General features: G+C 50.1%; 22 protein-coding genes. 6 read left to right on the forward strand and 16 right to left on the reverse strand.

The features are described from left to right. The first annotated feature begins 147 nt into the window (after positions 1-147). Entirely contained in the window at positions 148-1,182 is a 1,035-nt protein-coding gene (locus AABK39_RS16180) for an ISAs1 family transposase (protein WP_338391371.1), read from the forward strand. On the opposite strand, the gene AABK39_RS16185 is transcribed toward AABK39_RS16180, so the two are convergent. After that, positions 1,161-1,463, reverse strand: coding sequence for a Crp/Fnr family transcriptional regulator (locus tag AABK39_RS16185; RefSeq protein WP_338392375.1), 303 nt, complete (start codon positions 1,461-1,463; stop codon positions 1,161-1,163). The genes AABK39_RS16180 and AABK39_RS16185 overlap by 22 nt on opposite strands. Positions 1,464-1,830: 367 nt before the next feature. On the opposite strand from AABK39_RS16185, the gene AABK39_RS16190 reads away from it, so the two are divergent. From AABK39_RS16190 to AABK39_RS16210, 5 genes are all read left to right on the forward strand, one after another. After that, the gene (locus tag AABK39_RS16190) at positions 1,831-2,187 is read left to right on the forward strand and encodes a hypothetical protein (protein ID WP_338392376.1); all 357 of its coding nucleotides are present in this window, start codon (positions 1,831-1,833) and stop codon (positions 2,185-2,187) included. Between the two features lie 296 nt (positions 2,188-2,483). After that, the gene (locus AABK39_RS16195; protein WP_338392377.1) at positions 2,484-3,269 is read left to right on the forward strand and encodes a hypothetical protein; all 786 of its coding nucleotides are present in this window, start codon (positions 2,484-2,486) and stop codon (positions 3,267-3,269) included. A gap of 320 nt (positions 3,270-3,589) precedes the next feature. Then, on the forward strand, positions 3,590-4,195 hold the full coding sequence (locus tag AABK39_RS27760; protein ID WP_421825141.1) for a helix-turn-helix domain-containing protein: 606 nt from the start codon (positions 3,590-3,592) through the stop codon (positions 4,193-4,195). 337 nt (positions 4,196-4,532) lie between these two features. Then, a complete protein-coding gene (locus AABK39_RS16205) occupies positions 4,533-5,177 on the forward strand; it encodes a hypothetical protein (RefSeq protein WP_338392378.1) in 645 nt (214 codons plus the stop codon). A 36-nt stretch (positions 5,178-5,213) separates the two neighbouring features. Beyond that, positions 5,214-5,690, forward strand: coding sequence for a hypothetical protein (locus AABK39_RS16210; RefSeq protein WP_338392379.1), 477 nt, complete (start codon positions 5,214-5,216; stop codon positions 5,688-5,690). Between the two features lie 370 nt (positions 5,691-6,060). Here the strand turns inward: AABK39_RS16210 and AABK39_RS16215 are convergent, their stop codons facing one another. The 15 genes from AABK39_RS16215 to AABK39_RS16285 form a co-directional block, all read right to left on the reverse strand. After that, positions 6,061-6,498 (reverse strand): hypothetical protein, encoded by a 438-nt coding sequence (locus AABK39_RS16215; protein WP_338392380.1) that lies wholly within the window; start codon positions 6,496-6,498, stop codon positions 6,061-6,063. A gap of 1 nt (position 6,499) precedes the next feature. Next, positions 6,500-7,897, reverse strand: coding sequence for a tail fiber protein (locus AABK39_RS16220; RefSeq protein ID WP_338392381.1), 1,398 nt, complete (start codon positions 7,895-7,897; stop codon positions 6,500-6,502). After that, positions 7,894-8,415 carry a hypothetical protein gene (locus AABK39_RS16225; RefSeq protein ID WP_338392382.1) on the reverse strand — a complete coding sequence of 174 codons (522 nt, stop codon included), beginning with the start codon at positions 8,413-8,415 and terminating at the stop codon, positions 7,894-7,896. The genes AABK39_RS16220 and AABK39_RS16225 overlap by 4 nt, the downstream gene beginning before the upstream one ends. Further along, positions 8,399-9,334: a hypothetical protein gene (locus AABK39_RS16230; RefSeq protein ID WP_338392383.1), complete on the reverse strand. Its 936-nt coding sequence runs from the start codon at positions 9,332-9,334 to the stop codon at positions 8,399-8,401. The genes AABK39_RS16225 and AABK39_RS16230 overlap by 17 nt, the downstream gene beginning before the upstream one ends. A gap of 210 nt (positions 9,335-9,544) precedes the next feature. Then, on the reverse strand, positions 9,545-10,849 hold the full coding sequence (locus AABK39_RS16235; RefSeq protein WP_338392384.1) for a hypothetical protein: 1,305 nt from the start codon (positions 10,847-10,849) through the stop codon (positions 9,545-9,547). Continuing rightward, positions 10,846-11,046 (reverse strand): hypothetical protein, encoded by a 201-nt coding sequence (locus AABK39_RS16240; RefSeq protein WP_338392385.1) that lies wholly within the window; start codon positions 11,044-11,046, stop codon positions 10,846-10,848. The genes AABK39_RS16235 and AABK39_RS16240 overlap by 4 nt, the downstream gene beginning before the upstream one ends. Beyond that, a complete protein-coding gene (locus tag AABK39_RS16245) occupies positions 11,043-11,498 on the reverse strand; it encodes a hypothetical protein (RefSeq protein ID WP_338392386.1) in 456 nt (151 codons plus the stop codon). Before AABK39_RS16245 ends, AABK39_RS16240 begins: the two co-directional genes overlap by 4 nt. Continuing rightward, the gene (locus AABK39_RS16250; RefSeq protein ID WP_338392387.1) at positions 11,495-12,487 is read right to left on the reverse strand and encodes a hypothetical protein; all 993 of its coding nucleotides are present in this window, start codon (positions 12,485-12,487) and stop codon (positions 11,495-11,497) included. The genes AABK39_RS16245 and AABK39_RS16250 overlap by 4 nt, the downstream gene beginning before the upstream one ends. Next, positions 12,484-12,807: a hypothetical protein gene (locus tag AABK39_RS16255; protein ID WP_338392388.1), complete on the reverse strand. Its 324-nt coding sequence runs from the start codon at positions 12,805-12,807 to the stop codon at positions 12,484-12,486. The genes AABK39_RS16250 and AABK39_RS16255 overlap by 4 nt, the downstream gene beginning before the upstream one ends. After that, positions 12,785-13,075 carry a hypothetical protein gene (locus AABK39_RS16260; protein ID WP_338392389.1) on the reverse strand — a complete coding sequence of 97 codons (291 nt, stop codon included), beginning with the start codon at positions 13,073-13,075 and terminating at the stop codon, positions 12,785-12,787. The genes AABK39_RS16255 and AABK39_RS16260 overlap by 23 nt, the downstream gene beginning before the upstream one ends. Then, positions 13,072-13,323 (reverse strand): hypothetical protein, encoded by a 252-nt coding sequence (locus AABK39_RS16265; RefSeq protein ID WP_338392390.1) that lies wholly within the window; start codon positions 13,321-13,323, stop codon positions 13,072-13,074. Before AABK39_RS16265 ends, AABK39_RS16260 begins: the two co-directional genes overlap by 4 nt. A gap of 1 nt (position 13,324) precedes the next feature. After that, entirely contained in the window at positions 13,325-13,936 is a 612-nt protein-coding gene (locus AABK39_RS16270) for a hypothetical protein (RefSeq protein WP_338392391.1), read from the reverse strand. Next, positions 13,933-14,907, reverse strand: coding sequence for a hypothetical protein (locus tag AABK39_RS16275; RefSeq protein ID WP_338392392.1), 975 nt, complete (start codon positions 14,905-14,907; stop codon positions 13,933-13,935). The genes AABK39_RS16270 and AABK39_RS16275 overlap by 4 nt, the downstream gene beginning before the upstream one ends. Then, the gene (locus AABK39_RS16280) at positions 14,894-15,496 is read right to left on the reverse strand and encodes a DUF6046 domain-containing protein (RefSeq protein ID WP_338392393.1); all 603 of its coding nucleotides are present in this window, start codon (positions 15,494-15,496) and stop codon (positions 14,894-14,896) included. The genes AABK39_RS16275 and AABK39_RS16280 overlap by 14 nt, the downstream gene beginning before the upstream one ends. Then, the gene (locus AABK39_RS16285) at positions 15,483-17,864 is read right to left on the reverse strand and encodes a phage tail tape measure protein (protein ID WP_338392394.1); all 2,382 of its coding nucleotides are present in this window, start codon (positions 17,862-17,864) and stop codon (positions 15,483-15,485) included. Before AABK39_RS16285 ends, AABK39_RS16280 begins: the two co-directional genes overlap by 14 nt. Between the last annotated feature and the right edge of the window lie 134 nt (positions 17,865-17,998).

Below are 17,998 nucleotides of genomic sequence, written 5' to 3' on the forward strand. Positions count from 1 at the left end.
AATTACCACAAACAAACTTGCGGTTGATGGATAAGCTCCCAAAAAAACGAAATTAATCAATACTACCTCCAGTTACAACTAAGCCTTGTAGACCACAGGAACGCCAAGGGGAAGAAGCACGAACTGGCTTTTGTCGTACTGTGCTTTATGCTTGCCGTATTCAGGAGCGGAGGAAAACTCAATTTCTCACAGATTCACCGCTCAATGAAAAGGGATCACGATTATTGGCGGGATTTCACAGGTGGTAAAAGTAAGTGTTGTGTGAGCCGTGTTCAACTCCGAAGAATCCTGAAGGATACAGATATACAGGGACTTAAGGCGGTTGCTGAAACCACTTTTAACGCAAACGAAACTATAGATCCGCAAGCTCTTCAATGGTTTTCGATTGACGGTAAAGAACTCCGGGGGAGTATCGACAAATCCTCAGGGGACAAACGCGGGGAAAGCGTGGTTCTGGTTACCGCGCAAGAAGATAAAACCAGCAAGGTTGTAGGCTACTATTCGGGTACCAAAGACTCCGAGCGGGGTATTGTCGACGAATATTTTGAAACTCAATCCGGTCTTTCGGGAACGGCTTATACGATGGATGCCCTTCACAATAATTCCGGGTTACTGGAGGGAATCCATGGAAAACGGGGCGTCTACCTTTCACAAATAAAAGGGAACCAGAAAATACTCCGTGAAGACCTTCGAGACATGGAGCGGAGATCAGAATGTTTGGATTATAAAAAGACCGTCGAAAAGGGCCATGGCAGGATCGAAACAAGAATATACCGGACCTACCCGGTGGAAACGGGATGCTTGGAGCGTCGCTGGTCGAATACGGGGATGAGCTGCTTCATACGGGTAGACCGTACCCGTAAAGTCGTTAAAACAGGAAAAACATCAAGCGAGACATCATACTACGTCAGCAATATAAATACCGGTCTTATTGATCAATACAACTTGCCTAACGCCGTAAGGGGACACTGGTCCGTAGAGGCAAACAATAATATGAGGGATACGAACTTCGGAGAGGACGGGTTAAGGAGCCTTGTCTCTGGTATACAGCAAAGTGTTTCATGTATTTTGACTGCTGTAATGAATATTTTGATCCAAAGGAACGCTGGTGAAAATATGAATGAAATGCGAGAGGAGATCGTAGCAGATATAAATTCTATTCACCAATATTTTAATAGATAGACCTTTATGAACAAGCCCTGCTTCACAAAGGCCTCGTAATCGGAAGTCCACCAGTTTTCCATAGCGAATTGAAGGATATGCTCTTTGCCGGACTCGGCATAAAAATATGTTTTCAAACAGCCTTTGACCACCCAATATTCCTTATCCACATAATCTCCCTCCTGTATCAGATACTGGTGTTTGCGCTTGCGTACGGGAGTAAAATGCCCGAGAATAAAGTCGAATTCCTCATCGGATACGGGAACGATTTCCTCAATATGAGATTTTAGCGGATGGAGCATTGGTTTAGGATTTCAAAGGAATAAGCTAGCTAGAATTCTTAAATTGCCAAAACACGACAACCCAAAGCTGAGACAGGCGAAAGCGCCTGAAACTCAACAAACCTATACAAGTATGATTGACAGATTTTTAAACGCCAAACATTGGCAATTATTTACGTTAACTTTTGGGATCCCGGCTCTTTCTCAATTTTTCATGATGTTCTTTATGATAATGAATTTTTCCGACAACACAGATCCAGATCCTCTCATTATGCAAAGCTATATGGGCGTACTCTTTCTCATATTCATAATCTTTGCGAGTACATTTTACGGGTGGTTTTGGTCTGTATCCATCGGACTACAGAAGACTATTCCCGAAAATATAAAAATGAAGATTAGACGGTTCAAGATATTTTTCTTTATCCCGGTGGTTTACATCTTCCTTATCATGTTATTTTTTGTATTCTTCTTGCCCGACTTTATCTCAAATAACATAGAACCTGATATAAGGCAAATGGCTACCGTATTCGCCGTTATCGTCCCCCTACATTTTCTTTCTATGTTCAGCATACTCCACACTTTATACTTCTCGGCAAAAACTTTTAAAACCGCCGAACTGCAACGTGAAGCGGAGTTTTCGGATTTTATAGGAGAATTCTTTATGATTTGGTTCTATCCTATCGGAATCTGGATCGTTCAACCGAAAATAAATAAGATGATCAACGGACAATACACACTCAAATAGCGTATTGAACTAATAAATGACAAATAGGCACTGGATTAGGTCATCATGTGCCAACAACCCACAAAAGCCCGTCCTTTTCCCGCTCTATGCGGAAAAGGATGGGCTTTTTTTAACTACAAAACCAACTCCTAGAATACGACAAAAAATACTATTAGTTATATTTTTTATACTTAATTATTATAAAATAAAATTAATACAACTATATTATAACATATCTATTTGCACAAAAACAAAACGGGCGCATTCTTTTTAGTTAAGGCACTCATCATTATATTTTTCACCATTAATCAAACCCCATGAAAAACCTACTAATAATCACACTGGCTCTTTTTACGATCAATTCCTTTGGTCAGGACTACTCTTTAAATGATTTCACATTAGACTCGCTCCCTCTGGGGGATAAATTGTATGAAGCCAACCACTCAAAAGACAATTGGCTTATTGAGAAGGTTGGCGAAAGAATAATTATAGAAAAAGACCTTTACAAAAGAACTGAAGCTCCCGAATTACCCTTTTCCAGTAAAAAGATAGCGTCAACATTGAATAAAAGGTCTACTGTCAAACACATTCATAAAGTAAAAGACGGTTATCTATTAGGGTATAATTCCGGAGAGTTTGGTGGAGGTCTGTATTTTATCTCAAATAATGGAGAACACGGATATGCTATCGAGCAATCTCAACGAATTCGGCAATTCATTTCTTTCAATAATAAAATTTTTGCGCTAGAAGGCTTGGCGCATTTAGGGACAAGCCAAGGATGCCTTTTGGAATTAAAAAAGGAAGGCAAGTGGGTTATCTCAAAAAAGATTACGCTACCCGATTCACCTGACTACGGCATCCAACACAAAGACGAGTTACTAATTGTAAGCTCTGAGCATGTTGTAAGCTTTAACCGGAAAGAAGAACTAAACACCGTTCTGAAAGCTCCATTCTATTGGGGGATGCTTTACCCTTCCTCAGCTATAATTGACGACAACAGCCTCTATATTGCTATGCGTAAAGGCATTCTGAAAATTTCGGATTTTTCTCAAAGCCCGACTTATAAATGGTATGTCAAAAAAGGCAGTAACAGCACGCACTAGAAACACGTAACTCGCGAGGCCATTTCATCACCAACCTTAAACCAATACGAAAGTATAAAAACGGATTCATTTTTCTGGAAACCGGTTTGGGCCGTCGGCTATTAGTGTATATGAATGCGCCTGAAATTTCGCTATACAAAATAACCGCTCGCATCCGGTTTCTAACAAGTCCAAAAGCCACTGCGCCAAGTTTAAGAGGCGCCGGCCACATCACGTCTTGACACCAACGCCAGCTTTATATTTGTTACAGTTCCAAACGTAAGAAACCATATGCCAAAACGGCCCGTATTTTGCGGAAATCCCCGTAAAAAATCCGGAGAATGAGCGCTTACCTACGCCTTACTTTATACGAGAGAGAATTTATCCTGCGCCTGCGCGCCAAGGGATATTCAACGCGATTTATAGCGAAATTCCTAAGGCGCGCGCCGTCCACCATCAGCCGTGAGCTAAAGCGCAATACCATACAGATTTCCGGCTACAACCCGTACCTGGCCCAAGACCTGGCCGAAGCCCGCCAACGTATTTGCGTAGGCCACAACCGCCAACGTCCCGAATACAAACGCTGGGTAGGCGTGCGGGATTATCTGCCCAAACTGCCCAGAATATTCGTAGCCTGGCATTCCGACATAAAGTTTTACCCCCGGGGCTTCACCGGATTTATGGGAAGCAATGTCTATCGGCTACCTTCCCTACTCGCCACCAAAGACAAACCATTCCACTTTCTTGACCTCCTGGAATGCCACCGCCTACTGCGAAGATGGTGGCGCTGGCAAGAATTCCGGGAACGGCGGGAAGCCATATACAGTGGCAGAAAGCCCGCCGACCCCATACCAAAGAAAAAACCGCTGCGCCTAAGCTACAGCAAAAGGCCAAAAACCGAAGCCATACCGAAAACACAACCCGCCACACTCCGGCAGGCCGGATAACCCTACCCAAAATATTGCAAAAAGCCCGCTTTTTTCCATCTAAAGGAAAAGGGCGGGCTTTTTTTCGTCTCCGGAATAATAGCCTTTTCGGAAAGCGGTGTTTTTTAGACGTATTTTGGGGAGCTCTTTGAGAGGGATTCTGATTTTTTGGAAATTTTTTCGAGTTGATTTTTGTGTTGCGTTGGCTCACGTGAGTTGATGAGCTATATTTTAATCACATTTTCTGCTTTTAATTTAAATATAAGGAGTTATGTTACTAGATTATGATGCGGTTATTCCTCTGGACGGACTGTTAAATTATCAGTGAAAATAAACGGTATTACTGTTATTGATTGTTATGGCTAATTTTGAGATAAAAAAAAACATATTAATTCTTATTTCCCTTATTTTCATAACTTGTAGCCCTAAAACAATAACAACAATTCACATTGAATATGCCGATATTTTTGGTGAAATCAATAACGAGATTCCGCAATATGATTCTTTAGTGATAACACTTTCTGGAATTGATACATTAAGCTACGGGAAATATGCTCTTTTAAAGAATAGTAAATTAAGTTCATTAAAAACTGGAATTTGGAAAGAGTTTCACTCTAAAGGTGTCAAAAAATCGGAGGGGGAATATAAAATTGGTCATTATGTTGATTGCTGTACTGGAGGCGCTTGCATGAGTTACTATCATTATAAAATTGGTGAATGGAAATATTATGATTCTTTAGGCAATCAAAAATTTAAGTTAAAATACTACCCCGATACATTACATGTAAATACAAGGTGTCAAGGTGGAGATTATGCTCCATTTGGTTTGATAAAGAATTTTTCGAAATTAGAATACCTGTATGATTTAAAACCAGATGATATCTTCCAACTACAAAAAGTCGAAATAATTAGCAAAGACTCAAGAAGGAAAACGATAATAACTCCTATTTCGGGAGAATTGGTTTTTAATTATGAATTAAATAATAGCCATAAAATACACTAAAAACGTATAGCTAAATCTTAAACAGACAAAGAAAAAGTGATAGAAAAAATACTTTTTACAACTATATTTATTATTAGTCTTTCTGGAATTCAAATAGCTAGTTTTGAGGATTGGTTAATTCTATCTTTTGTCATTCAAGCACTATGGGTATGTAATTTATCTAATAAAACCCTTAAACAATATAAGTCTAAAAGAAAAAAGGAAACTATAATTCTGACATTCAATAAAACTCTAATTCCCATACTTATATTGGATATTATCACAATTGTATTTTCAACATCATTTGCATTTAGAATATTGTTTGCTCATTTATATAAGTCAATAATTGTAATCAGCGTTCTTGGTATCTCCATTTCACTAATTGTAAACTATCACATTATAATCAATAAAATAATTGAAAATAGTAGCTCAACAATCAAAAAAATCATAGAAATAACATCAGCATTATTATACCCAATAGGTGTTTATGTGATTAAAATAGGTCATAAAAAAGGTGTACGTAATGACGTGTAAATCACAGAGTCTACCCCAAACGTGAAAGCACCTTCCCCCACAGGCGCAAGTATCCGTGCTTGTGATTTTTCTAACCGTAAGCTTCTCAGCTTGCCCGCACTGTTTTCTCAATCCGGTAAAGGCAAGCTAGGAATCTTATAGTTTGGCTGTTATAAGAATGGATTCTTGCTACGGCTTAAGGCAATCAATTTTCATCATATTTCCCACTTTTTATTCTAAATATAAGACGATTCTGTTAGATTATAATGCGGCCATTTCACTGGGGCTTTAATAGCATGTATAATCCGGAAAACGAAATGTACGCATTTTAAAAACGAAACGTGCCTGAAAAATTCACGCACGCACAAAGATACAAGTCTTTAGGAAGCATTTAAACGCCTCCTAAAGACTCTTCAATATGGTTTATAGTCTCCCTTGCCTCGATTCTTTTCTGGGCTATCTCAGGGTAATTTCCCTGTATCGTCAACCCCAATTCAAGGCATTTTGTAACCACCCAATCCGTTTCCTTCAGGTATTCCTGGCACTCGATAATTCTTTCCTTTTTCTTGCCCTCCAGTTCCACCTCTCTGGCCTTGTCCATCTCCTCCGAGGCTCTTTGGAAAAGTTTGCCGTCGGCGTCCATATCCATAACACAAACACCGTATAGGGTGACAGGTATTGAGTTTTCGGAAACAACCCCCTCAACAGGTTTAACCGACTCCTCGGATACGGTAAGTCCCCTTCTTTGTAACTCCTCGACGGACTTCGCCACACATTCGAATTCCAGGTACGGCGGAAAATCCAGCTTAACGCCTTTGTAATACTTCATATCAATTCAGGTCATACATTATGAATGTGAAATTGTGGTCTACCATATCGGCGTTACTGTTGAGTTTGTAGGTCCTAACCACAAAGTCGTTAGGGTTTTTCTCTTCCAAAGCGACTCCGCCTGAGGCCGTATCCCTGATTCCGCCGATAACGCCATAATACTGCTCCCCGAAATTATGGGTGATCCGGTATTTGGAGTCGGCTATTTTAGCGCTTGTGAATGGAAACCCACCGACTCGGTCTTTACCCCAATAATCCTTCCTTGTACCCGCCGAGGAAACATTCCCGGCACAAATAACCTTAAGGAAATCTTCCCGGTCAGTGGCCCAATTCGGGATTTTGTCCGCTTGGGTTTTCGCTTCTCCAGCCTTGTTAAGAGCGTTGACAGCTTGGTCATACGCCACCTTTACAGCCTTGGAAGTGGCCAACACATTACCGTTGTCAGAGCTGACCAAATCACTCCTGTCCAGATTAAATCCCGTTTTCTTAGTGAACTTGGGCTCCTTACCATTAGCCAGATCATAAGCGCTATCCGCCCGGTCTTTGGCCTTCTTAACGGCTGAACTGGTGGCCAACGTATCCGACGAGCCGGAAGTGTCGCTGTCGCTCTTATCCTTATTAAACCCCGTTTTCTTGGTAATCTTCGGCTCCTTGCCTTCGGCCAGAGAATAAGCGCTGTCCGCCCGGTCCTTGGCCTTCTTAACGGCTGAACTGGTGGCCAGCGTATCCGACGAGCTGGAAGTGTCGCTGTCGCTTTTGTCCTTGTTAAACCCGCTTTTCTTGGTGATCTTCGGCTCCTTGCCTTCGGCCAGAGAATAGGCGCTGTCCGCCCGGTCCTTGGCCTTCTTAACGGCTGAACTGGTCGCCAACGTGTCCGACGAGCCGGAAGTGTCGCTATCGCTCTTATTGAGGTTAAATGCGCTGTTTTTATCGAATGCAGGCTCCTTACCTCCAATCTGCTCAAAAGCCGTCGCCATCTTCGCTGTAAGAGCTTCGAGCGTATCGGGCCTTACAAACTGAAAAGGCTGTCCGGCTTCGGAGAACCTGAGATAGCGGGACATATAAACGTCTTTCAGGCTTTTGTCCTTGTACCGGCTCGGACCTATGGCCGGGTCCACCTCCTCGACGAGCTCCACCTTTCCTCCGGCGTTCTTGGTCGATGCCCGAAAGTGGATTGTTTCGCCCTGCCAAGCGACCCAGCCCTCGTTTACCTGTTCGCCCACCGACGCGGTGGCCAAGTTTTCCATCCCCGTAAGGATAAGGGCTTTTGTAGGGCCCGTGAGGCCCACGGTTCCACACAGCGCCCGAAAAGCCGAGACATAGGCCTGTTGCATGTAGAGCAGTGTCGTACTCTCAAGGGGAAAGCCCTTCAACTTGCCCTCCAGTTCCAGTCTTTTCATACCGTTACTATTTTGTATTTCTTTCCCGCCAATTTGAATTTGTTGACCAGCGATTTCATCACCGCCACGTCGTAGTTTACCGTACTGGGCACCTGTATTATGAAATCGGCGTAATCCGCCGCGTATTCCTCCTTCAGGTGCGTGTATGTCGGGCCGTCCGTATAGATCGGGTTGTTCTCTACGTTCAAATAAGAGAACACCCGAAGGGGAGAGCTTCCGTCCGCGATCCTGATCAGCGGATCGGTAGGCCCGGCGCCGAGGTTGAAGCGGTCGTTAAGCAGTTTCTCCATATACACGACCGTACTGTTGTGCCGGAGATCGTAGAGCGTCTTGTCCCGGAAGCTCCACAGGTCCGGGATTTTGCTCTCCCTGTTCTCCGTGACGCAGTAGGCCGTATACAGCTCGACTACCGGAGCCGTAAGGCTAAGCAACCACGCCAGACGCTTTGGCTTGCGGAAGGCCACGGGAACCATCCACGTGACCAGCTTTTTGTAATCGATATTAAATATCCGGCTCATAGGCTATTACCGCTCCCGAATTTTCGGACCTGTCGGCTAACGCCTTAATCGCCAGCTCCCTGCCCGCATTGTCCAACACTGTATAAGGTTCCGCTTTCCACTCCCCGGCTATGGCCAGATAACCGGCGAAGGGACTGTAAAGGCTCTTGAATTCGAACCAGTCCAAACCGCCGTATCGGGCCTCCATCCGTACCGCCGTTACATCGCTTACGCCTTCGGCTTTCTGGATACGGTCGAGCAGGTCGGTATTGACGAAATCGCCGTTAAAGTCCAAGTTGGCCAGGTAAGTGGTAACCGCCTCGTTTACGGGAAAGGCCCTCGGATCGGTTACCAAAGAGCCGTCCGGCGACATCACCAACGGGTTGTATCTTATCCAGATTCTCATACGCAGATCGTCCGGCGGATTGTTTACTATATCCAGCCTGTTGCCCGCGTCTTTTACCTTGTTCATGTATGCGCTGAAGCGGGTGTATTGCTCCTGGCTAAGAGGCTGTACCGTTCCGTTTTCCTCGGTCGCCACCTTGATCACCAGCACCTCTTCGCCTTCGACCACGGCGCAACGTCTGATCACGGCCAAGTCTTCCGTCTCTTCCTCCGTGGGCTTGCGGTATTCTTCGCCTTCCGAAACCGCCTGGGCGTAGCGCTCGCCGTCCCAGACAAGATCCAGCCCGTCCAGAAAACCCAGGCATTGTTCCCTGTACCAGCGGATGTTATGCGGACGGAACCGCTCGGCGATCTCCGCCACCTCGGCCCGGTGAGCGTCCATGAGCTTCTCCAGCGCCCAGATAGCCACGGCCACCACGTAAGCCCACAGGCGCCACTCGGCCACTTTCTTGGGGCTGTCCAGAGTGGCCAGTCCGGGCTCCGCTTCCTTGGCGGTTAGGATGGATTGTTGTATCTGTGTTATACTTCTTGCCATATTACATAGGTATAATCGCCCCTATTCTAACTTCCGGCTTCGGTCGGTGTTGCCGGACGCTGAGCGCTAAAAAGTACGGTTTGTTCCGTACGCGGTCCAAGTCCGGAACGGTCACGCCCCGGACCGACACGGCCCCGGTCCGGGTTTCGCGGAGCCGTTCGGACGGGGCCGACTTCCCCCGGACGCTTACCGATTGTGTTTTGGCCGAACTCACGCCGTCACCTCCTTGCGGAGCGTGAACCCGATCTTGATCTGCGTTACGTTCGGGATCAGCTGGGCGGTGTCCGGGTCATATCCCGTGTCCATGTTTCCCTTCCCGTTCGAGTCTACGAAGCCTACGCCGGGCTCCATCTTCTTCCAGCCGGTCCACGCTCCGTTGGAAAAGAAATCGGCTTCGAACACGAAAGCGCTCCGCTGTTCCGTGGCGGGGTCCGCGGTTTCGTACGGGGTGTCGTCCATCCGGGCGTTGGCCCAGCCTTCGGCGCTCCACGCCGTTTCGGAAGCGAAATCGATTCCGTCCACCGTAAGCGCATGCCCGAGCGGAATGGCCGTCGAGTGGAAAACGCCCTCTTGGCTGTTATCTAGCGTGATGAAAAATCCCGATTCCAAAACCAAATTCTGGCTGGTCGATTTGTAGTCGTTCCACAAGCTTTCCGCCGTTAGCCTTACGGCTACGTCGTACGCCCCCAGATATCCGCCCGTATCGCCTCCGTATCTCACCTTTTCCGAAACTTCGGGCCGTAACGAAAAGTCCGCGAACATGAAATTTGATTCCGTAACGTCTATCGGGTTGTTGAAAATATCGAAAGCGGTTGTCGCTCCAATATCATTCTCATCAAACGATTTGAGCCACTCTCCGCCCGCTTTCAGCTCCGCCAGACTTTTCAGCTCACCGTTGCGGTTTAGCTTCGTGTTTACAAAAAGCGAATAGTCATGGGCGTAAACGTCCGAGTACATATAAGACGTCTCTCTCAGATCGACAAAGATACAGTCCCGCACATCCGCCGACCGATCGGCGATGTAGCAATCGACGGCCGTCACGTTCCTCATTATCAGGTGATTTTGGCTGGACGTGCTGACCAAAGTCGATTTGATGATAACGGAATCATAAATGTCTTTCGAGCTTACGTTAAGGCAAAAACAACCGTAGAAATAGTTGCCGTTGTTGCCGTGATTGGATCTGCAATTTATTGCCCAAATATTATGGAATTTGGACGCTAAAATATATCCGCTTGTTTTTACGATCACATAGCCGTCACCGACAATCGTACGGTAACTATAGTCGGAAGAAAGATTTATCCAGGCAGAATCCAGCATGCATACACTGGAGTTTAGAGAAGACTGGTAAAACTTCTCAAAGCTCTTAAGCGGATTCGCCGGCCCGCCGTAAGCCGTGGGATCGGGATTGTCAACCGGATGATAAGCGGGATCTTCGGGCAAGTCCCGCCCGTAACGGGCCGAAACGTAATACCCGGACGTGCCGTAATCCGTTATCTTCTTTGTCCACTTTCTCATACCGCCGTGTATTTTGTTTTCTTGCCCAGATAAGCGTCCCCGTGCTCCGGCGGATAGCCGTACGTGTTTTCCTCTACGATCTTCCGCCCGTCTTCCAAGTCCCATTCCCGGCGCTCCCAGCGTCCGCTTACCGGGCATTTCTCCGTTTTGGTGGCCGGGTGTTCGGCTATGTATTTTTGTATTTCTTCGCTTGTCATTTTCGTTTACATTTCAGGTTTACAAGTGAAATTCCGTCTGGTTCTGTTGTGGTGACCCCGACACGGACAACCTTGCCCTTCGCCACATCGAAAGGAAAAGAGGTTTTCAGCGCGTCGTCCAGGTATACCCGCACATCGGTGACATTATCGGATTCGGAGGTTCCCAATACCTCAAAATCCGTCTCTGCCAAAATATTGGCGTTCAGGTTGGTGGCGATAAACTCGATCGGGTAATGGAATTCCTCTTCCCCCGAAGCCACCTTCCAATTCTCCGCCTGATCCTGCGCCCCCCGAAACCACACGTATTTTTTATACGCTTGATCCTTCACCTTCACCTCAATCCCCAAACAGGCGTACTCCAGCGTAAGCAGATCGTCAAACGTCGCTACGCTGTCCCGGTTTTTGTCAAGAGGCTCGGCCTCTTTCATCTCGATTCCTTCCGTAAATCTCATAGCCTTAAATCATAGCCGAATCCGGTCACGGTCTTCGGCGTCTTGGAAACATAAGCGTAAGCCTTTTCGGTCGTTCCGTCAGGCAGTCGCAAATCGATCTCGGTCTCTGTGAATCCGCTTTGGGCGAGGTTGTTCTCGTCGTATACGGTCATTCCGGACCGTGTGGAAATAAACCAAACGTATTGGTTGTTCGGCGAAAAGCTCTGCCGTGGAACGGTTCGCCCGGTCTGAACAAGTTTCGTAAACCCGGTGCCGTAAGGGTCCGCTTCAGGGTAGGTGCTCTCGGCGCTAACCCCATAAAAAACGGGCACCACCGCCGACACCCCGGCACTCTTCACCAGATCGCCCTTAGGCGTGCCGTCCGAAGCCGTCCGTTTCGCCCGGAGCGTAAAGGTCCAGCTGTCCCGGAGCCCTACCGTACGGTTCCCGCTGTTACCCGGCGTCCCGTCGATGCCCGCCACCGTAACCTCCGTAATATTGTCGTCGCCCGCCGACACGTTCCAGGACACGTTTATATTCGTGTCCGCCGTAAGGCCTTTCTCGATCACCGCCCTGTTCCGGCTTATCGAGGCCGTGGCGTTAATGTACACGCCGGCCAAAAGCCTGCTCACCTGCGTATCGGTAAACTCCGCGGGCAAGGCGCTCCAATTCCCGTTATCCGCCAGATCCCCGGACGCCTTCCCCTCCGTGAGCCTGAAGCTCTTTCCCTCCGACACCACCCTGATCTCCTGATCCCAAGCCCGCAGATACGAGGGGATGGCGTCCCTGGCCGAAAGATCCGCCACGGCGAAACTAAGCCCCGGCTTCAGCCGGATCTCGTCCTTGAGCGCGTAAGGCGTCAGCGCCTCCGACAGGTCACTGATCTTACTGGCCGTAAGCGTGTCTTCGTTGTGAAAAAACACCGAATCGATAAAGTCGGCGAAATCTTCCCGCGACGGCGTGTCCCCCGTTTCGAAGAAGCTCTTTATAGCGTTTCTTGATCTTCTCATGTCTTCTTTTTTGTCACCTTGAATGTCGAGCCAATAACCCAATACCCGATACCCTGCGGACCCGGTGGCGGATCCACCGTACCGCCGTCGTCCACGGCTTCCCGTCCCGTAGCCGGGAAAATCCCGTTCCGTCCGAAAAACCCCGCCGTCTCCGGCCTGATCGCCTCCCGGTCCGTCTCCAGCTCCAGCCCGTCGCCCAAAGCGTCCGTAACCGAAAGCCCGTTGTCGCCGGCCAAATCGAACAAAGCCTCCAGGCTTCCCGATTCCCGCACCGCCACGTCGGCCAGCGTCTGCCCGCTAAGCGTCCTGATCTTCCGCATCCACCCGAAGTTTATTTTCCGAAATCTCCACAGCCTTCACCCGGAACCCGTCACGGCCCATGCTCTCCGACACCGACCGGTACAGGTTACCGCCCGTCTCGTCGTTTATCCTTCGGCCCAGATCCGCCCCAAGCTCCGGATATTCCTTCCATTCGCCCGGCGCCGTCACCAGGTGCGCCAGCTCGTTCCTGTCGCCGGCCTCACCCCGCAGGAAATCGCCGTCTTCCACGGCCAAATCCATATTGTCGTCCATCAGATAGTCTCTCATACTTTGCTTGTTGTACCTCCGGAGTTTCCGGGCGTCCCCACCGCGGGAGCGCCCGATCCGCCCGTAACCGCCACGATCACGCCACCGTGCGTATGCCCGTTATAGGCTTCCTCCAAAGGCCGTACATACTCGGCTATCTCCTCGGCCAATATCCTCACCAGCGAAGCCGTGGCGCCCTTGTCCGTAAGGTCCACGCCCTTTATCCGCTCGGCGATGTTCGCCTCCAGCTTGTTCTTGTCCAGCGCCATATCAGTGTTGTACTTTATCGTCCTTCAAATCTTCCACCGTAGTCTTTACGAAAGCCTCAACGAACCACTGGGCCGTTATCGCCTTTAGCGCCCCGCCACCGTCAAAAGGAGCGGGGGTCCACGTTTTAAACGCGTTCTTAACCGTGTTCAGATCCTCCTCCAAGGCGTTTATCCTCTTCACCAGGCTATTGATATTCGTCAGGTAACTGTCATTAGCCTGGTCGTTGAACACCACCTTCTTTCCGTCCATCTTCACCGACACGTCGCCCACCTCCAGCGCCACCGTCTTGGCCGGATCGTCCAGCCTAAAGGCGATATTTTCGCCCTTGTAAATCACCTTCTCCACCTCGTTAAGGGCCACCGCCAGATACCGCTCCTTGCTGTTCCCCTCGCTTACGCAAAACACGAAGCTTTCCTTTTTGGGAATCGCAACCATATGACTTCCAGCTTTGTCTATTATACTTTTCAGCTTCACGTCATATTGCATCCCGTCACGCTCCACCGTAATCACGGCTTGGCTCTCGGCCTTGTCCGTCTCCTTCACCTTGCCCACGAAGGCCGACGAAAGCATATTGCCGAAAAACACCTCCAGCTCCCGCAAAGCGTCCCTCATATCCCCGTAAGTTTAGGCCCGAGCCTCACCGTCTGCGTAAGGCCCGAAGACCCCGAAAAAGCGTACTTCACCGACCGGACGAAATACCGCCCCGCCGTTCCGTCGCCGTAGCTGGCGTTCGAATAGTCCACCGATCCGCCCGGCTCGCACCAAGGCAAAAACTTCAGCGTCAAGCTACCCCTGAACCCGTCAAAGCTGTATCTCTCCAGTATCTCGGTCGCCATCCGCTCCAGCAGTTTCTTGTCCGTCACATTGTATTTAATAAAGGTCATCTTCGATCCGCCCTCCATGCCCTTCGTTACCTTTATCTCCTCGCCGTCGGCCATCTTGCCCACCACTTCCACCATCACGGGATTCGTCTCGGCGTACTCGTATTTCAGGCTGTTTTTTATAATGTTCACCCCGTAAATACACTTGGCCGAACCCTTCGGATTCAGCTGGGCGCCACCCACGTACAGTTCCCCGTTGTCAAAGTAACAGCTAAGGTTCAGCGTCTCCTTTATCCTCGCCAAAGCCCCCGCCGAGTTTCCGCTGTAGTTCATCTTGTCGATCTTCACCTTGGCCGTCCTGTCCGATACCTTCAGGCCCGTGCCTTCCACCAGCTTGGCGCAGATCTGGGCCAAGCTCTTGCCGTAGTCCCGCTTGTCGAACACCACGGCCTTTTTGCGCAATAGATAGGTCTGGTCCTCCAGGCGTATCCGCACCCGGTCGCTCGGGTCCACGTTCACGGCGAATCCCCTGAACACCTCCCTGATCCCGTGGCCCCTGTACCCGGCCCGGACCGTCACCGCGTCGCCCGGCCTCACTTCCCGGCTTACGGTCACTTCGCCCTCGCCCTTCAGCACCGCCTTCAGCGGAAGCGTAACCAGCCCCGTCACCGACAGCCGGTCCACGTCCCTGGTCACCTCGAAGGATACGCACCCTTTAAAGAGCAAATCGCCGATCTCTATCTCCATTTCAGGTCTTAGCATTGCCTTTCAGTCTTTCGGCGTCCAGCGTAGAGTCGCTGATCGCCTTGATCTCGTACAGTTGCATACCCGGCGCCTTGTTCAGCTCCTTAAGCTTTATGTCCGTGATCACCACGTTCTCAAACAGCCCGTCCGTAGCCACGTTCGAAAAAAACAGCGACTCGTTCCGCAGCCAAAGCCCCTTCAGCAGATCCGCCTCGTCCACGGGGTAGGCCCCTTGCGTTTTCCTGTTTGCCAACACCCCGAACACCCGTATCTTATAGTCGTCGAAGTTGATAAACTCCTTCACCGTACCGTCATACAGACCGCCCGCTATCACGCTTTTCACTATCCGCTTCTTGCCTTCCAACACCACCATAGGCTGCAGCCCCACCGTCGTCTTGCCCTCTTCCACATGCCCCAGCGCCACGTCGCCAAGCGTTACCGGCGCTATGACCGTCTGACCGTCCACAGCCTGCCCCGTAAGCAAGCGGTAGCGGTTCCTCTGCTGGTCCAGAACGGCCTTCGGCAACTTGTCCAGGTCCACAGGGAAAGGGTAGCCCCTGTAGCCGGCCACCTCTTCGTAAAGTCCGTTAAGGTCAAATTCCGCCATGCGCCGCTTGGTTTGCCGTGTTCAGTGTCCTGGCCAAGGCCTCGTTCATTAGCTCTTCCATATCCTCGGCCTTGTCCGCCAGATCGCCCACCGCTTCCTTCACGTGAAAGTTGATAGCGTCCTGAAACTTGTCCACCTGAATGTTTATAATCCGCTGGGAGGCTCCGCCGGAAATAATGTTTTCGCTCATCTTCTTGTCGTCTTTGCCTCCCATAATCGGCAAAGGCTTACCCAGCGGGCTGTCTTCCGTTTTCGGCAGGCGCTTTGTCGCCCAAGCCACAAGCTTTTGGTTTTCCTTTAGAGCCTTTTCCAAGCCTTGCGACCCTTTGGCGAATTTATCGATGCTTTGTAATCCGGTGGCTTGCAATGCTTCCCGCTTTTCGAGAAGCGTGTCTCTTTGGGCTTCCAAACGCTTGTATGACGCGTCAAAAGGATTGTTTCCCGAGCCCTTAAAGACAATTTTCATATCTGCGGTTTTCTTAGCTATTAACCGGTCCAGCTCCGCCCGTCTTGCGTTTCGGGCTTCGACCTCATTCTCATGTAAAAGTTTTTGATCAAGCTTCTGATCCCTGATAGTTGAGATTCTGGCCTTTGCCCGGCTTTGAATGGACCTTACCTGAGCATCCGTAAGACCAGCCATCGAGGATTTGCGAACATCCAAACCCGTAGCCTCGAATGTATCCAAACGCTCTTTACCGGCGTCTTTTGATTCCCGCATGCGGTTATTCAACCCGGCTTGGGCCTTGGAGGCTTTCTCCGTCTTGTCGCTAAACAGGGCCATCGCCGTAATTCCCGCCGCTAATCCGGCGAACAACAGCCCCCAAGGGCTGGCCATCATGGCCGTATTCATGGCCCTGGTAGCCACCGTCGCTCCGCGTGTCGCCACTATATAGGCGTATTTGAGAGTCTTGGCCGTCGCTATCAGTCCGGCTTGGGCACGAACCACCCCCGAATAAACCAAGGTGGCTGTCTTCAATACCACCACAGCCTTGCCCAAGCCTATTATGGTTTTGCGGTACTTAAACAGGAAGCCGGCCACTTTCTTTCCCGTTGTCACCAAAGAGGTCATATAAAGTCCGACCTGTTTAGTGTCCATCGCCCTAACAAACCCGGTAGCGTCCTTAGTGGCCGACCGCAACGAAGGCCCCAGCTGATCGTAAATCTTCAGGCTCGCTTCCTGCGTGGCGCTTTTCAGCATCTGGAAGTCACCGGCCAGATTGTCCAGCTTCGTATCCGCCATACGCTTGGCCGTGCCTTCGGCGTTCTCCAGCTCCCCGGTCCAGTAGCGTATTTTTTCAGACCCCTCGGCCAACAGGATATTCATCTCCTGTATCGCCTCCGACCCGAACACCGTCGAAAGCGCCGCCTGCCTCTGCTTGTCGTTCAGGCCGGCCATGCGCTCGTTCAGCATCCCGATCATGCCCGACATGCCTATAAACCGGCCCTCGCCGTTGAAAAAGCTCAGGTTCAGTTCGTCCATTACGGCCCGCATGGCCTTCGTCGGCTTGGTCAGCCTCACCATCGACGTCCCCAAAGCCCTGGTCCCCAACGATCCCTTAAGGCCGTTGTTGGCCAACAGGCCAATCGTGGCGTTACTCTCCGCCAGCCCGATCCCCATAGCCTTGGCCGTGGGGCCCCAGTAGTTCATGGCGTCCGAAGCCTCCTCAATATTGGTATTGAACCGGCTTTGGGTAAAGGCCAGTTGGTCCACCACCACGCCCGTCTGCGAGGCTTTCATGCGGTACTGGCTCAAGACATTGGTGGCGATATCCGCCGACCTCGCCAGCTCCATACCGCCCGCCGCCGCCAAATTCAGGGTGGCCGGCAAGGCCTGTATCTGCTGGTCGGCCTTAAAGCCCGCCAAGGCCAGATACCCCATACCGTCGGCGCTTTGCCGGGCGCTGAACACCGTAGTGTCCCCGGCTTCCCGCGCCGCAGCTTTCAGGCCCACCATCTCGGTCCGGGTAGCGTTCGAAAGGGCCTGCACGTTGCTCATGCTCTTCTCGAATCCCGCCCCCGTGCCCACAAGGCCGGTGGCCAAGGCGCCGGTGCTCAGCGTAAGCCCGAGCCCGGCCACCGTACTCCGCAGTCCGGCCATAGCGCCGGTGCCGGCTTTCGCCCGTCTTTCCAGCGTACCCAGCCCCCTTATCGATGCCGGGCCCAGACCGCCCACCTTGCGCCTTACGCCCTCCGCCGACCGGCCGAGCGTCACAAAGCGCCCGTTGGCGTCCCGCAGTCTGCCGTTGGCGTCCTTGGTAAAGCGGTTCAGCGACGCGTCCGCCCGCTCGGCGTTATTCACCAGGCTTGGCAATACGGCGTTGCCGTTGGTGTCAACGTCTATTTTGTAAGAATAACCCTGAGAGCTCACCCGCCGTCCTTTCTTTTTCCTTGTTCCTTATATCCTCCAGTATGGCGTATTTCATCGCCCATTCGCCGTCCGAAAGGCTGTCCGGATCGGCGCTGATATTGTGGTATTGGAGAAGCGTGTTGACATAAAGGAGC

It is taken from the genome of Fulvitalea axinellae (genome assembly GCF_036492835.1).
GTDB classification, from domain to species: domain Bacteria; phylum Bacteroidota; class Bacteroidia; order Cytophagales; family Cyclobacteriaceae; genus Fulvitalea; species Fulvitalea axinellae.

What these genes read in the sequence shown, in the direction of transcription:
- AABK39_RS16180 (WP_338391371.1), top strand. Translation starts at nt 148, where the DNA reads ATGCTTGCCGTATTCAGGAGCGGAGGAAAACTCAATTTCTCACAGATT.
- AABK39_RS16185 (WP_338392375.1), bottom strand. Translation starts at nt 1,463, where the DNA reads ATGCTCCATCCGCTAAAATCTCATATTGAGGAAATCGTTCCCGTATCC.
- AABK39_RS16190 (WP_338392376.1), top strand. Translation starts at nt 1,831, where the DNA reads ATGAAGATTAGACGGTTCAAGATATTTTTCTTTATCCCGGTGGTTTAC.
- AABK39_RS16195 (WP_338392377.1), top strand. Translation starts at nt 2,484, where the DNA reads ATGAAAAACCTACTAATAATCACACTGGCTCTTTTTACGATCAATTCC.
- AABK39_RS27760 (WP_421825141.1), top strand. Translation starts at nt 3,590, where the DNA reads ATGAGCGCTTACCTACGCCTTACTTTATACGAGAGAGAATTTATCCTG.
- AABK39_RS16205 (WP_338392378.1), top strand. Translation starts at nt 4,533, where the DNA reads ATGGCTAATTTTGAGATAAAAAAAAACATATTAATTCTTATTTCCCTT.
- AABK39_RS16215 (WP_338392380.1), bottom strand. Translation starts at nt 6,498, where the DNA reads ATGAAGTATTACAAAGGCGTTAAGCTGGATTTTCCGCCGTACCTGGAA.
- AABK39_RS16220 (WP_338392381.1), bottom strand. Translation starts at nt 7,897, where the DNA reads ATGAAAAGACTGGAACTGGAGGGCAAGTTGAAGGGCTTTCCCCTTGAG.
- AABK39_RS16225 (WP_338392382.1), bottom strand. Translation starts at nt 8,415, where the DNA reads ATGAGCCGGATATTTAATATCGATTACAAAAAGCTGGTCACGTGGATG.
- AABK39_RS16230 (WP_338392383.1), bottom strand. Translation starts at nt 9,334, where the DNA reads ATGGCAAGAAGTATAACACAGATACAACAATCCATCCTAACCGCCAAG.
- AABK39_RS16235 (WP_338392384.1), bottom strand. Translation starts at nt 10,849, where the DNA reads ATGAGAAAGTGGACAAAGAAGATAACGGATTACGGCACGTCCGGGTAT.
- AABK39_RS16240 (WP_338392385.1), bottom strand. Translation starts at nt 11,046, where the DNA reads ATGACAAGCGAAGAAATACAAAAATACATAGCCGAACACCCGGCCACC.
- AABK39_RS16245 (WP_338392386.1), bottom strand. Translation starts at nt 11,498, where the DNA reads ATGAGATTTACGGAAGGAATCGAGATGAAAGAGGCCGAGCCTCTTGAC.
- AABK39_RS16250 (WP_338392387.1), bottom strand. Translation starts at nt 12,487, where the DNA reads ATGAGAAGATCAAGAAACGCTATAAAGAGCTTCTTCGAAACGGGGGAC.
- AABK39_RS16255 (WP_338392388.1), bottom strand. Translation starts at nt 12,807, where the DNA reads ATGCGGAAGATCAGGACGCTTAGCGGGCAGACGCTGGCCGACGTGGCG.
- AABK39_RS16260 (WP_338392389.1), bottom strand. Translation starts at nt 13,075, where the DNA reads ATGAGAGACTATCTGATGGACGACAATATGGATTTGGCCGTGGAAGAC.
- AABK39_RS16265 (WP_338392390.1), bottom strand. Translation starts at nt 13,323, where the DNA reads ATGGCGCTGGACAAGAACAAGCTGGAGGCGAACATCGCCGAGCGGATA.
- AABK39_RS16270 (WP_338392391.1), bottom strand. Translation starts at nt 13,936, where the DNA reads ATGAGGGACGCTTTGCGGGAGCTGGAGGTGTTTTTCGGCAATATGCTT.
- AABK39_RS16275 (WP_338392392.1), bottom strand. Translation starts at nt 14,907, where the DNA reads ATGCTAAGACCTGAAATGGAGATAGAGATCGGCGATTTGCTCTTTAAA.
- AABK39_RS16280 (WP_338392393.1), bottom strand. Translation starts at nt 15,496, where the DNA reads ATGGCGGAATTTGACCTTAACGGACTTTACGAAGAGGTGGCCGGCTAC.